Raw genomic sequence first — 13,185 nt, 5'->3', positions numbered from 1 at the left:
AGCTGTGTCTTCGTTTTTCACTTCAGTGGCTTGCCAAACTCTTCGCCAAAGACCGTATGGCTCATCTCAAAACGACCGCCGTAGTACTTGTCCGGCCCCTTCAGATGTCCGATCCCAAGCAGCGCCACCACCCAGTAGCTCATCGGCAGCCGCAATACTTCATGCACCTTGTCCTGCTCAAAACCTTCCATCGGAGCGGTGTCGTATCCCATCACCTCGGCCATCAACATCATGTGAGTCAGGGCAATCATCACATGCTTGTTCAGCCACCCATGCATCTGTTCTCTGCTGAATCCGGAAAGAAAGTTCGACACGCTGGTACTGGCCTGAGCCGCGTAGCTCTCGGGCATCCCTCCCTCACGACCCTGTTGGATCATCAGGTCCAGGTCCTTGCGCCATCCATCGGCATCACCGCATGCCACAATCACCGCAGAGGCCTCTTCCACCTTCGCCTGGTTGAAGCTGGCCGCGCGCAGCTTCTTCTTCTGCTCGGGCGCTTGAACCACCACAAAGCGCCACGGCTGCATGTTGTATCCACTTGGCGCATGAAGACCCGCGTCGAGAATCTGCTTCAGATCCTCCAACGGAATCGGTGCTCCATCGAAACTAGGAGTCGCGCGCCGTTCTGCAATTGCCTGGGGTAAAGACTTCCTGATATTCGCCATCGTCCTCTGTCTTCTCTGTACTTTAGGATGTCGTCTTTAATAACAAGGCTTACTGGCCTGTTACGAAAGACAAAGGCGTCTTCAAGATAGCATTTCGAGAATTATTTCTGAACAAAACAGGAAATCAATCTCCGCAAAAGGTTTCTAGTAACCAAATAGCCGTTGGAGAATCAATGAATCTCGCTCATCGCCAGCTCTGTCGCATATGGGCTCTGTCCCGGCGCCTCTGCAAAGACCCACACTCCATGAAATCCCTTGCGCAGTTCGGGATAAGCCGCAACCAGCGCGTTCATCGCGTCGGTGTTTCGCTTTCTCGCTGCCACAGGATCTCCAATCTGGTCCACCTTGAGCCGCGCTGTCACATCGATCTTGTCCTTTGCGAGAGAATCATCGACTCCCAATCCAGTGAAGTGATATTCAGCTCCATCGGCTCCCTTCACCACTAGGGGTGAATCGGCGCTGACTCCTTCGGACAACGCCGGAGGAGCAACCTCCGTCTGCTCGCTCCGCAGCTTGTCCAGGTGCGTACTCTGAATCATTTCTGATGGATTCAGCAGCGCCTCAGCCTGCTGGTAATACAGCCACGCGTTCCACTGCTCTTTGTTCTTGGCCATCGTCCTGGCCTGTGTCCAATACCATAGCCCGTCGTGTCCGGCAGCTGTCATGGGCTTCGGATAAAACCCACCCATCTTCCACTGCCCCTGAACCTGCTGCATCAAAAACGACAACCGCCATGGCGCAGGAATCCCCTGCGCCTCCACGATCGCAAAAGCATACTTGCCTGCAGGCAGCGAAGGGATGGAGAAATCTGCCTCTGCAATCGACCGGTTCAGCGTGCACGGGAACTGAGCAGTCGCGAACTTTCCATCCGCTCCGGGTTTCAGATCGCTAGCATCCAGCAGATACACCTGCTCCACCACCAGCGTCGCGCCCTTGATCTTTGCAGCAGCGTTTCCTACAGCGCCCTGAATCGCAGAAAAATCTTTCGCATACTGATCAATCGTGATCGCCTGCAGACCTGCGGCATCGTTCACCAAAACCTTCTCGGCCATTCCACGAGCTGCCTCGGCCAGGGCGTTGCGATCGCTCTCCGTCATCGCAGACTGTGTCGTGCACTTCTCACCACGAGCTGCCACGCTACACGCCAACATCACCGTGAGCGCCACCATCCCGCCCCACTCCCCAATCTTCCGATGGCAACCGAACTTCCGCACCGAAACCTCCTGCGACGATTCAAGTCTAGTACGAAGCTCTTCCATCTTTCCTGACGCATAAGAAATGTGTTCTCCCAGCCGCTAAGAACTTGTCAATAACCTGGCTCTCTATCCATCACAAATTTGAGTGGATCTCACGCACACCCTGCCTCGTCTTTAGCTCTTCCCCTTTCCTCCGTGTTACCCTTCTCCCACTCGTTTAATTGAGTGATTGAGGATTTTCTTGATTAAAAAAGAGACCGTCAGCGACGCTACCCCGCACAGCCAGCTCACCATGCAGGTCGTCGAGCATGTTCGCTCTCTCATCGCCTCAGGTGAGGTCAAACCCGGCGATCGCCTTCCCCCCGAGCGGGAGTTAGCTCGCAAGCTTAAGATCAGCCGCTCCAGCCTCCGCGCCGGTATCGGCTTCCTCTCTGCCATGGGAGTGCTCAAGAGCCGCCATGGTGCAGGAACCTTCGTCTCCAGCGGCCCTCCCGCCCTCGACTCCAGCTCGCTCTCTGTTCTCGGAGTTCTCCACGGCTTCCTTCCCTGGCAGATGTTCGAAGCCCGCCTTGTCCTCGAGTCTTCCATCGCCGCCCTTGCCGCCGAGCGCGCCACCGATGAACATGTCGCCGAACTTGCAGAAGAGGTCGCCGAGATGTACGCCGCCATCACCGATCCTCAGGAGTACCTCATCCACGATGTGCGATTCCACCGCACCATCGCCCGTGCTGCAGGAAACCCTATTCTGGCTGCGCTCATGGAAACCATCACGGCCAATCTCTACGAATATCGCTCCAAGACCGTCCAGAACGCCAAGGACTTGAAGGAATCCGCTGAGATGCACCGCGAGGTCTTCCGTGCCATCCGGTCGCACAATCCGAATCACGCACGCGAAGCGATGGAAAAACACCTCAACCTTGCCCGCACTGCCCAGGCAGCAGAGATCGAACAGATCTCACAGTCTGCCGACGCCGTCGAGACGGTCACCGACTAATCCACACATCTCATTTGCGAATCACCGGGTGCCCGAATACCCTGTAACCGTACCTCGGCAGTCTCCGCCCGCTCTCACGGTTCAGGTTCCAGTCAGGAGACTCTACTCACAACCTCAACCCGCAGCGTTGTGAACGGAGGCCATGCGGGCGCAGTGATCTTGCGCTCAAATCAGCCTCTTAACCGAAGGAGTACATCATGACTGGGCATCACAAGCACCACGCGATCAACTACATCGAATTTCCCTGCAAAGATCCGCAAGCGATCAAGGGCTTTTACTCCAGAGTCTTTGGGTGGACCTTTCAGGGCTGGGGAGAGGACTACATCTCTTTCAGTGACGGAAATCTTGAAGGCGGCTTTACGAGAGCCGAGCGGGTCGATTCTGGCGGCGCCCGAGTCATCCTCTACAGCCGCGACCTCGAAGCCACTCTAGCCTCGGTGAAAGCTGCCGGAGGCACCATCCATAAGGAGATCTTTGCTTTTCCGGGTGGACGGCGCTTTCACTTCCTCGATCCCGATGGCAATCATTTAGCCGTCTGGTCTGAATAAGTCAGAAATTGCTCAGGTACCCTATTCCCGTAAATGGGGTACCTCTTCTTCCCCTGATAAACTGACCTTTACGCCCCATGTCCGACAAGCAGAACAAGTTCTACGTCACTACGCCGATCTATTACGTCAACGCGCGCCCACACATCGGCCACGCCTATACCACTATTGCGGCCGACGTCATCGCCCGCCGTCAGCGTGCGCTCCTCGGCGAAGATAACGTCTGGTTCCTCACCGGAACCGATGAACATGGCCAAAAGGTGCAGCGTTCTGCCCAGGCCGCTGGGATCACCCCGCAGCAGTTTACCGATGAAGTCTCTGCTCAGTTCCGCGCTCTCTGGCAGCGCATGGGCATCACCAACAACGACTACATCCGCACCACTGAGCCCCGTCACGTCCAGGGTGTTCAGAAACTCTTCGGCGAACTCTACTCACGTGGCCACATCTATCTCGACACCTACACCGGACAGTACTCCGTCGGTGAAGAAATGTTCGTCGATGGCCCTCCCGGAACCATCGGCCCCGACGGCAAACCCACCGAGACCGTCACCGAAGAGAACTTCTACTTCCGCCTCAGCGCATTTCAGTCGCAGCTCATCGATCTCATTGAATCCGGCGACTTCTGCATCGAGCCCGAATCCCGCCGCAACGAAGTCCTCAGCTTTCTCCGCGGACCTGTAAACCAAATAGGAAAGGATGAGGGTGTATGGCTTCCAAACAGCGGCAAAACGGCTGAAGAAATCGAGTTTACGAGAGTTGATGAGCCTGCATACACACCTGGCGGCAACCCTTACATCCCAGGAGTCCTCAAAGACCTTTCCATCTCGCGCAGCTCCTTCGATTGGGGGATCCCCGTTCCCGAGCCCGCCGCCAGCACCTCCCAGAAGAAACACGTCATCTATGTATGGCTTGATGCGCTGGCCAATTACATGACCGCTATCGGTTATGGCAGCGATAATCCAGAAGACAAAGCAAAGCTGGAAAAGTTCTGGCCCGCTGACATCCACCTCGTCGGCAAGGAGATCATCCGCTTCCATTGTGTCTACTGGCCGGCCTTCCTCCTCGCTGCAGGCCTTCCTCTACCCAGGAAAGTTCAAGCTCACGGTTGGCTCCTCTTCGAAGAGTCGAAGATGTCCAAGTCGCGCGGCAACATCGTCCGCACCGAAACCATCCTCGATGCCTTCGGAAACCTTGTGTACGCCAGCCTATTTCCAGATAGCACTCACGCTGAGCAGGACCTCTTCGGCTCCGATGTCCTCCGCTATTTCCTCCTCCGCGAGATCCCCTTCGGCCAGGACGGATCCTTCTCCTTCGATGCCCTCGTTCAGCGCTACAACTCCGACCTCGCTAACGGATACGGCAATCTAGTCAGCCGCACGCTGACCATGATCGAGAAGAACCTCGATGCCACGCACCCTGGCCTGACCTCGCCCGCCACCGACGCACTCGCCGAGGCGGCCAACAAGATCGCAGGCTCTGCCGTCGTCCTCATCGATAGCACTGCCGACGACTTCGCCGCTCTTCGCTTCACCCGTGTGCTCACCAACATTGCTGCCTTCATTACTGGAGTCGATGGTTTCTTCTCCTTCGGAACACCGTGGAAACTCGCCAAGTCGGATGAACCTGCTGCAAAGGAAGATCTGTGCGCCATTCTTTCCACCACTGCCGAAGCCATCCGCGTCATCACCGCCCTGCTCTACCCCATCCTCCCTTACTCCACCGCGAAGGTATGGGCTCAGCTTGGCCTCGGCGATATCGAAGTTGCAGCGCGCAACGGCGAACTCAACAACCTCCAATGGGGCGGCCTCAAACCCGGCACGAAACTCGGATCGCTCGGCCCCATCTTCCCTCGCGCACCCAAGGAACTCATTCAGACCATGACCGACTCCGAACAGACGCCCACTCCTCCCGTGCTCTCTAAGTTCGTCGACGAGAAGACCACCCACACCAAACCTGCGCCCGCCGACTCCACGCATCCCGGAGCAGCTCCGCGCACCAGCGAGCTCCCACACGAGAATCCTGGCGCACAGGTTGGGGCCTCTTCCGCCCCTGTTCCCGAGCTTGCCAAACCTCCCGCACCTCACACTGAAGCGCCTGCTTCGGGGATCTTCGCCGCCGCCGAATCCACTCCACAGATCGCCATCGACGACTTCGTCAAGATCGATCTCCGCGTCGCAAAGGTGCTCGTCGCCGAGCGCATTCCCAAGGCCGATAAACTCCTCCGCCTCGAGGTTGACCTCGGCTACGAGAAGCGCCAGATCCTCTCCGGAATCGCCCAGTGGTACACACCTGAAGATCTCATTGGACGCCGCATCATCATCGTTGCGAACCTCGCCCCCCGCAAGATGCGCGGCTTCGAATCCCATGGCATGCTGCTCGCAGCCTCGCACGGTGAAGACGGCAAGCCCATCCTCGCCACTTTTGCCGAAGGCGATGAGATCGAACTTGGCTCACGATTGAAGTAAGTAGTGTTGCAATTGCAGGTTGTCGGTTTTGCTGGTTATCAGTTGCTAATTTCAAAGTGTCATCCTGAGTGAAGGCGCAGCCGGAGTCGAAGGATCTGCGGCTTGCTCGTCATACCGACACCAGTTTGCTCATCCGCAACTGACAACCTGCAGCTGACAACTAACCTTTCAGCACTGCCTTCAAAAAACCCGGAAATCTCGCTTCCAGGTCCTCCCGTCGCAGCGTGTTCAAAAGCGTCTTTCCATCTTTCCTCGTCGACACCACCCCCGACTCCCGCAACACCCTGAAGTGGTGCGAAAGCGACGACTTCGGCCGGTCTACCTCGAACACCCCGCAAGCCTGCTCTCCCCTCTCCGCCAGCTGACGCACAATTCCCAAACGAATCTCATCGCTCAGCGCGTATAGCACTGCCGTCAGCAGCAACTCCTTCCGGGACGGCTCCTTCGGTAAAAAGATCGGCATCTTACTCTCCCATGATTTGACAAGACGGCGTCGTCTCGTTCATAGTTCGATTATACGATGGTTCGAATTTATTCGAACTATCGATTGAGGGAGGAACCAACAATGAAAGCATGGCAGCTTAAGGCCTTCGGTCGCGAAAATCTCGTCCTCAACGACATCCCTGAACCCACTCCCGGTCCTGGTGAAGTTCTTATTCGCGTATCCTCTGTCGCGCTCAACTATCGTGACAAGCTGCTCTATGACGGTACCTACAACCCTCACCTTGAGTTCCCCATGACCCAGGTAGCCGATGCTGTCGGAGAGATCGTTTCCCTTGGCCCTGATACCTCCCGTTTCAAGGTCGGCGACCGTGTCGTCACCAACTACTGCACACGCTGGATCGACGGCCACCCGACCGCCAAGGAGACCCTCTACACTCTCGGCAACATCATTCCCGGAGCGCTCGCCGAATATCTCGTGCTCACCGAGCACGCTCTGGCCCTCGCGCCGTCCTACCTCACCAACGACGAAGCAGCCGCGCTTCCCTGCGCCGGACTCACTGCCTGGTACTCGCTCGTCGAACAAGGCCGTCTCTCCTCCAGCCAGACCGTCCTCCTTCAAGGTACCGGTGGAGTCTCCCTCTTCGGCCTTCAGATCGCCTCCGCCCTCGGGGCCACTACGATCGTCACCTCGTCCAGTGACGAAAAACTAGAGCGCGCCAAAGCCCTCGGTGCCACCCACACCATTAACTACAAGACCCATCCTGACTGGGAAAAAGAGGCTTTGACACTCACAAATAACCAAGGTGTTGATCAGGTCCTCGAGGTCGTCGGCGGCCCAAATGTCGCCCGCTCCATCAAGGCCATCCGCCCCGAAGGACAGATCTCCATCATCGGCATCATCGATGGCTTCGACGCCACCATTCCGCTCTTCAGTCTCATCCAGAAACACGGCATCCTACGCGGCATCTCCGTCGGACCCCGTCGCGCGCTCGAAGACATGCTGCGCAAATTCGATGAGGTAAAGCTCCACCCTGTTATCGATTCGGTCTACTCATTTGCCGACGCTCGCCATGCCTTTGACCGTCTTGAAGAAGGAGCTTTCGGCAAGATCGTCATTCGCGTCCGCAGCTAAGCGCTCTTTTATAGCACAGCTCTTAATGAGACTTATTTCGCCTTACTCACTGGCGTCATCGGCGTCTCTCTTCCAATCGCGATCACAAAATAGTTCGCGTTCGTCGTCCCTACATTCTTCAGTCCGTGCATTACATTCGAAGCCGCAAAGATTACTCCTCCCGGCCCTACGCGCTCCTTCGTCCCGTCGTTGTCGAATTCCAGGTCCCCCTCGCGAATAAACATAAACTCCGAGTGACGGTGCTTGTGTGCCGGATGCGGCATCTGCCCTGGCGGCAGTGTCGTCTCGTGTACCTCGACAGCTTCGCCTGTCGCCAGTATTCCCTGCACCACCGCACGGCCCGCTCCGCCGTTGGCATTATGCTTCACTGGCAAGGAATCGAAGGTCCACGTATGCGACTGCGAAAGCACTTCACTGGACTTCGACTGCGCTTCACCCTGCTGCGTCAAACTCCCTGCTGCCGCCAGCGCCGAAAGAGCAATACAAAGATCACGACGGTTGAAGTTTCTCATGCCCGACATCCTAACCGATCTGCCCGTCTTCTTACGAGAAACAACATCCGCGCCAAAATAAAATCCCGGATGGAAAGCCTCTCCATCCGGGCGGGTAAGCATCGGTGGGCTAGAAATTGAACTTCCCTACAATCTGAATCACGCGAGGCAGATTCGACTGGTCCGTAGTGCCGGCAATCGCGCCAAAATTACTGTTGGTCGCATCGGTTACCGGTCCCTTGTACCACTGCGGCGTATTCGTCAGGTTGAGGAAGTCAGCCCGCAGGGTGAATGTGAACCCCTCACGAATTGGAGTCACTTGCATGATGCTGGCATCCAGGTTACGAATCGGTGGGTTGCGCACGTAGCTGAGACGTGTGCTCCAGGTTTGCAGCGTATCCGAGGGACGCGTAGCCCAGACAGGAGACTCCCCTGGCTGGCAATTTTGCAGGGCTCCCGTGCTCAGACGAGTACATGTATCGAACCAACGGGTAAGGGTTGGATTTCCAAGCTTCGCGCTTGCTCCCGTCGGTATCACCCCGGTCGGAGTCGTCAGTGGCATACCCGATTGAATGCGGGCAAGACCGCTGACGCGCCAGCCGCTGATCAACGCTCGAACCACCACTGGTGAGTTCGAGCCCCACTGCTGGCCACGGCCAAACGGCAGGTTATAGACCGCATTGATCTGGATACTGTGTGCCACGTCCCACGCAGCTACAACCTTCTCAGGATTGGCGTCCTGCGCGTTCGCAAACGACGTCTCCCCCAGCGTCTTCGAATAGGTGTAAGAGAGCGTCGCGCTGGCACCGTTGCTCATACGCTTCTGCAACAGAGCCTGCATCCCGTTATAGGTTGAACCGCCAGACGACTCCGCCATCCGCGAAATCGTAAGAAACTGCGGATATGGACGCAGCAGTTGACGGCGCTGCACGGTAGCCGCATTCAGCGATGTCCCTGGCAACAATCCGGCAAATGGGTTCTGCACGCTGGCCGAAAGATACGCTGTCCCTTTCGCAAGGTCGCTCGCGGAGACCTCGTTGATGGAGCGCGTCACCTCAAGACCGGCCGTATGGCTCCCCACATATCCCAGGGTAAACAACATCTGCCCAGGCATTTCGCGTTGCACTTCAACGGAATATTGCTGCGTCCACGGCACGCGGCGATTCGGATCGGCGAAGGTCAGGTTCTGACCAAGATTTGCAGACAGGCCGAGCGCCGCCCCCACAGGCTTCTGAATGCCGTTCGGGAATGGATTATCCAGCGTATTGAGAGGAATTCCCGTCACAACCGAAGTCACCATCGCCGTCTGCTGGCTGAACCCAGGAGCATTTCCTGGATCGTCAAAGGTCTGCGAGTACACCAGACCATAACCTCCACGAACGACCGTCTTATCGTTGACCCGATATGCAGCTCCCACACGAGGGCCGAAGTTGTTCCAGTCCGGATTGAAGATGCCGCGCGGCACACCATTCACCCCGGCATAGATAAGGCCGCCCTTCAGCGTCAGACCCGGCACACTCAGCGGGCTCGCGGCGTTGTAATCGAAACCGCGGGCAAGCGCGTTGTGGCGATCGGTTAGTGGAGTCATCACGTCCCAACGCAGTCCTGCATTCATCGTCAAGCGATCCGAGATGTGAATGTCGTCCTGGATAAACAGCGAGTTCAGCATCTGCTGTCGCGCACTGGACGTGTTCACATCCACATAACCCGACTGAGGTGCTCCCAACAGGAATGATGCAATCGAGCTACCAGAGAAGGAATTGGCCGCATTCGGATCGCTGCCGGTAAAGATCGTGTTGAAGGTAAAGTTACCCGAGCTGAAACCAGGGTCAATAGAGTAGACGCGGTTGAGGTAAACTTCACCTCCCATGCGCAACGTGTGACGACCCTGCTGCATGTATAGCAGCCCCTGGAAAGCATTTCCCTGCGAAATCGGACTAACGCCCTGCGGCTGAGCACCGGCGCCACCATAACCCGCCATGTTCATCACTGGGATATTGTCCGGCACCTGTCCGGCAAAGGTGTCACTGAAGCCCAGCTTCGGAAGACCATACTTCAATCCCTGGAAAGCACCATTCCGCAACAGGAAGCGTTCAAACCCTGCACGCAGATCGAAGGTCATCTTCGCGTTGATGACGTGCGTAAACTGCAGCGTCGCATTATGGTTCTCGCGGTTGTACTGCGAGTTCTTCGTTGTATCGAAAGGATTGACGGTATTCGTTGTGGAATAGATAAAGCCTCGCGCCTCCGTCAACTTATTACGCGAGTAGCGAGCAAACAGACGCGTCTCCGGAGAGATCACGTAGTCACCGCGTACCACCCAGTTAGCAAACAGGTCCGAGAACTTCCGCGAGCCCGGTCCGTTGACTAGATTATTCAGGTTCGTCACCGAATTCCCCGGGACATTGCCCGTCGGCAACCCCGCCAGCACATTCTGAGCAACCTGACTCATCATCGACTTCGGAATAACGTTGCCAGGGAAAGGATCGCGCACATACTTCTTCGTTACTGGATCCAGACGGGTGGTATAGGGGTTATAGATCGTTCTCAGCAGCTTCTTTCCGCTGCCATCGGTGCCATAGTAGGACTGCGAAAAGTCACCCGAGCGTTCCAGTGCCGTCGGAACAGAAGTCGTAAACGGGTCTGGGATAAACTGCCGCAACTCCTCATAAGCAAAGAAACCGAAGATACGATTCTTCAGAATTGGGCCGCCAATCGAACCTCCAAAGGTGTTGATGTGCGAAGCTCCACGTGGCTGCCCCGTGTAGTTCGAGTTATAGGTATTCGCATTCAGTACCGTGTTCTGCAACATCTCGTAGGCCGAACCATGAAAACGATTCGTACCCGATTTCGTCACCACGTTCACCACACCACCGCTCGTCCATCCATACTGAGCGTCATAGACTGAGGTCTGTACGCGAAACTCCTCCGTTGCCGAAACAGGAGGAACATAGGCAACCGTGCTGGACTGCGAGAGAGCTGACGTTCCATCCACCAGCACCTGGTTTCCGCCCGGTTGGCTACCGTTGATCGACATATTCGTAGAGCCGGCGGTATCAAAAGGACGAAGACGCTGCGCCCCCGAGGTTACCGCAACACCTGGAGCAGACCACGCCTGGGCAAAGATATTCTGCCCCTGAAGTGGGGCATTCTCCACGCGAGTATGCTCAATCGTCATACCCCTGTCCGAGGACTGCGTATCGATCAATTCAGGCGCCGCCGAAACAACGACCTCCTGGTTCAATCCCGCGGGGGATAACGTCAGGTCAACCTGGGTCGTCTGGGCGAGCGAAACAACTACGTTGACACTTTTTGCGACGTTGAACCCGCTCTTCGTCACCGTAATGTCATAATTTCCCGAGTTCAGAAATGGAACTTTGTAAATCCCATTCTCATCGGTTTTGATCGTCTGAGTGCCTGCATCCTGCTGGGAGTGGATTGCAACATCTGCATCCGGAATGGCATAGCCGTTCGAGTCCGTTACCTTTCCGGAGATTGTCCCGCGGAAATCCTGGGACCAGAGAGAAACCTGGGATAGAACGAGACAGGCCAGGAGAAGAAGGGTCGTTCGCATAAATCGAGAAAGCATTGGGATCACCTTGTGCCTTTGTGCTGTAGCCATGGGCTCACAGTTATCGGATATGGATCCTGTCTACTCACAACAAAGCCGACGACCTTTGCACAGGCGCGAGGGCAGCCAGGATGGCAGTGGAGATTCTTATCTACGTCGGTAAGCGCAACGTAGAGGATTCCAAACATGGATTCCAGTCAATTCACCGAAACTCCAGTCATCCATTGTGTTTTCAATAAAGTGTAAAAGGTTAAAAGGAAGGATAAACACACTCTATTCATACAAGGTGACTACTCTTTAGTAGTGTCTGATCACTCATCACAAACGCGTTTCGCGCGGTGAATCGACAGCGTAGTAATTGAATTCGCACTGCAATTCTCCAGGTGTAAACTCTCTGGACGAACGTTCCTCATAGGAGACTGCATGGCTTCAATCACTGGCTTTGGCGGGATATTCTTGCGAGCGAATGATCCAGAAGCTCTATACCGATGGTACGAGCAACATCTCGGCCTAACAAAGTCCGAGGGATCTTTTGCATTCCCTGCCCCGACGCAACGTGCTCAGATCGTCTTCGCCTTCTTCAGGCAAGAGGATGCATACTTTCCTCCCGCACAGAAAGCGATGATCAATCTTCAGGTGGATAACCTCGATGGAGTGCTGGACCGTTTGATACAAGAAGATGTCACCGTCGATCCAAAACGCGAAAGCTACGATTTCGGAAAATTTGGCTGGTTCACCGATCCGGAAGGAAATCGCGTCGAACTTTGGCAGCCTGCCACGACCGACTGATGCGAAGAGGGCGCACCTCGAAAGGTGCACCCTCGGAGAACAACCCGAAATATCTGCCAGTTTTTACAGATTCAGTGTCACTGTGGCCTGATCAACCACCTTGTTCCACTTCTCATCCTCTTTCCCGTAAGCATCGTGCCAACGCCACCACTTGTAACGATCCGTCTTCGGATAACCCTCTGGTGAGTCTTCCCAATCCTCCTGCCGCCCCAGAGGAGTCAGGTCCAGGTAGCTCCACACACTGCCCATCGCCTCATCGCCGCGATTATTGATGTAGTACGTGCGGAAAATCTTGTCGTTCTCGTCACGGAAGAAGACATTGTGCCCATGCCACTCATCCACGCCGAAGTCCTTATCGAAGTCATCCGTAATCGTAAACCAGGGAATCTTCTCCCATCCCATCCGCTGCTTTAGACGGGCAATGTTTTCCTGCGATCCGCGTGAAGCATAGGCCAGCGTGGTATCTCGCGCGTGCAGGTGCGAGAGATGCGAAACCTGATCTGCACCCAGCGAGCAACCGACACATGCATGGTCTGGCCAGCCGTATACATTCGAATCGTAGAAAGCGCGGTAAAGTACCAACTGCCGCCGTCTTTCAAACAGATCGAGCAGCGAAACCTTTCCCTGCGGACCTTCGAAACTGTACTCCTTCTCGACCATCTGCCAGGGCATTCGCCGTCGCGCTGCAGCTAGCGCATCACGCGAACGGGTGTGCTCCTTCTCTTTGACCAGCATCTCCTGCCACGCCTTCTGCCACTCCTCCGCCGACACAACCGGAGGCTTCTTCATTCCTGCGATCTGCTCATTGCTTGTCATGATTTTCTCCCTCGTCGCGCTCACGCGTTTTTTTGTTCCAGATCTTTGCGACGGCGAGCGCAGAAACGCCGCCCGTC

Annotated in this window: 11 protein-coding genes; 5 read left to right on the top strand and 6 right to left on the bottom strand. The window is 56.0% G+C overall.

Translation table 11 applies throughout. From position 1 onward, the window contains the following. Positions 1–17: 17 nt before the first annotated feature. Together H7846_RS07640 and H7846_RS07635 are read right to left on the bottom strand one after the other, a co-directional pair. The gene (locus H7846_RS07640) at positions 18–665 is read right to left on the bottom strand and encodes a nitroreductase family protein (protein ID WP_186695868.1); all 648 of its coding nucleotides are present in this window, start codon (positions 663–665) and stop codon (positions 18–20) included. Between the two features lie 170 nt (positions 666–835). Beyond that, positions 836–1,924: a hypothetical protein gene (locus tag H7846_RS07635; RefSeq protein ID WP_255460928.1), complete on the bottom strand. Its 1,089-nt coding sequence runs from the start codon at positions 1,922–1,924 to the stop codon at positions 836–838. Positions 1,925–2,102: 178 nt separating this feature from the next. Here H7846_RS07635 and H7846_RS07630 point away from each other — a divergent pair, with 178 nt between their 5' ends. The 3 genes from H7846_RS07630 to metG all read left to right on the top strand — a co-directional run bounded on the left by H7846_RS07630 (position 2,103) and on the right by metG (position 5,865). After that, positions 2,103–2,855, top strand: coding sequence for a FadR/GntR family transcriptional regulator (locus H7846_RS07630; protein WP_255460927.1), 753 nt, complete (start codon positions 2,103–2,105; stop codon positions 2,853–2,855). A 197-nt stretch (positions 2,856–3,052) separates the two neighbouring features. Further along, positions 3,053–3,403 carry a VOC family protein gene (locus H7846_RS07625; protein WP_186695867.1) on the top strand — a complete coding sequence of 117 codons (351 nt, stop codon included), beginning with the start codon at positions 3,053–3,055 and terminating at the stop codon, positions 3,401–3,403. A gap of 77 nt (positions 3,404–3,480) precedes the next feature. Further along, positions 3,481–5,865, top strand: coding sequence for a methionine--tRNA ligase subunit beta (metG, locus tag H7846_RS07620; RefSeq protein ID WP_186695866.1), 2,385 nt, complete (start codon positions 3,481–3,483; stop codon positions 5,863–5,865). 160 nt (positions 5,866–6,025) lie between these two features. On the opposite strand, the gene H7846_RS07615 is transcribed toward metG, so the two are convergent. Next, the gene (locus H7846_RS07615; RefSeq protein WP_186695865.1) at positions 6,026–6,328 is read right to left on the bottom strand and encodes an ArsR/SmtB family transcription factor; all 303 of its coding nucleotides are present in this window, start codon (positions 6,326–6,328) and stop codon (positions 6,026–6,028) included. Between the two features lie 102 nt (positions 6,329–6,430). On the opposite strand from H7846_RS07615, the gene H7846_RS07610 reads away from it, so the two are divergent. Beyond that, on the top strand, positions 6,431–7,441 hold the full coding sequence (locus H7846_RS07610) for a zinc-dependent alcohol dehydrogenase family protein (RefSeq protein WP_186695864.1): 1,011 nt from the start codon (positions 6,431–6,433) through the stop codon (positions 7,439–7,441). A gap of 32 nt (positions 7,442–7,473) precedes the next feature. On the opposite strand, the gene H7846_RS07605 is transcribed toward H7846_RS07610, so the two are convergent. Both H7846_RS07605 and H7846_RS07600 read right to left on the bottom strand, forming a co-directional pair. Beyond that, positions 7,474–7,953: a cupin domain-containing protein gene (locus H7846_RS07605; RefSeq protein ID WP_186695863.1), complete on the bottom strand. Its 480-nt coding sequence runs from the start codon at positions 7,951–7,953 to the stop codon at positions 7,474–7,476. Between the two features lie 109 nt (positions 7,954–8,062). After that, complete coding sequence (locus H7846_RS07600) at positions 8,063–11,521, bottom strand: TonB-dependent receptor (protein ID WP_186695862.1); 3,459 nt, start codon at positions 11,519–11,521, stop codon at positions 8,063–8,065. 405 nt (positions 11,522–11,926) lie between these two features. Here H7846_RS07600 and H7846_RS07595 point away from each other — a divergent pair, with 405 nt between their 5' ends. Beyond that, positions 11,927–12,292 carry a VOC family protein gene (locus H7846_RS07595; RefSeq protein WP_186695861.1) on the top strand — a complete coding sequence of 122 codons (366 nt, stop codon included), beginning with the start codon at positions 11,927–11,929 and terminating at the stop codon, positions 12,290–12,292. A 63-nt stretch (positions 12,293–12,355) separates the two neighbouring features. Here the strand turns inward: H7846_RS07595 and H7846_RS07590 are convergent, their stop codons facing one another. Next, positions 12,356–13,108, bottom strand: a complete 753-nt coding sequence (locus H7846_RS07590) for a DUF899 domain-containing protein (protein ID WP_186695860.1) — start codon at positions 13,106–13,108, stop codon at positions 12,356–12,358. Positions 13,109–13,185 lie beyond the last annotated feature (77 nt).

It is taken from the genome of Edaphobacter sp. 4G125, assembly GCF_014274685.1.
Lineage (GTDB): Bacteria > Acidobacteriota > Terriglobia > Terriglobales > Acidobacteriaceae > Edaphobacter.
This window is presented reverse-complemented; position numbering and strand designations above follow the sequence as displayed.

Coding starts and splice junctions, on each gene's coding strand:
- H7846_RS07640 (WP_186695868.1), bottom strand. CDS start 665: ATGGCGAATATCAGGAAGTCTTTACCCCAGGCAATTGCAGAACGGCGC.
- H7846_RS07635 (WP_255460928.1), bottom strand. CDS start 1,924: ATGGAAGAGCTTCGTACTAGACTTGAATCGTCGCAGGAGGTTTCGGTG.
- H7846_RS07625 (WP_186695867.1), top strand. CDS start 3,053: ATGACTGGGCATCACAAGCACCACGCGATCAACTACATCGAATTTCCC.
- metG (WP_186695866.1), top strand. CDS start 3,481: ATGTCCGACAAGCAGAACAAGTTCTACGTCACTACGCCGATCTATTAC.
- H7846_RS07615 (WP_186695865.1), bottom strand. CDS start 6,328: ATGCCGATCTTTTTACCGAAGGAGCCGTCCCGGAAGGAGTTGCTGCTG.
- H7846_RS07610 (WP_186695864.1), top strand. CDS start 6,431: ATGAAAGCATGGCAGCTTAAGGCCTTCGGTCGCGAAAATCTCGTCCTC.
- H7846_RS07605 (WP_186695863.1), bottom strand. CDS start 7,953: ATGAGAAACTTCAACCGTCGTGATCTTTGTATTGCTCTTTCGGCGCTG.
- H7846_RS07600 (WP_186695862.1), bottom strand. CDS start 11,521: ATGCTTTCTCGATTTATGCGAACGACCCTTCTTCTCCTGGCCTGTCTC.
- H7846_RS07595 (WP_186695861.1), top strand. CDS start 11,927: ATGGCTTCAATCACTGGCTTTGGCGGGATATTCTTGCGAGCGAATGAT.
- H7846_RS07590 (WP_186695860.1), bottom strand. CDS start 13,108: ATGACAAGCAATGAGCAGATCGCAGGAATGAAGAAGCCTCCGGTTGTG.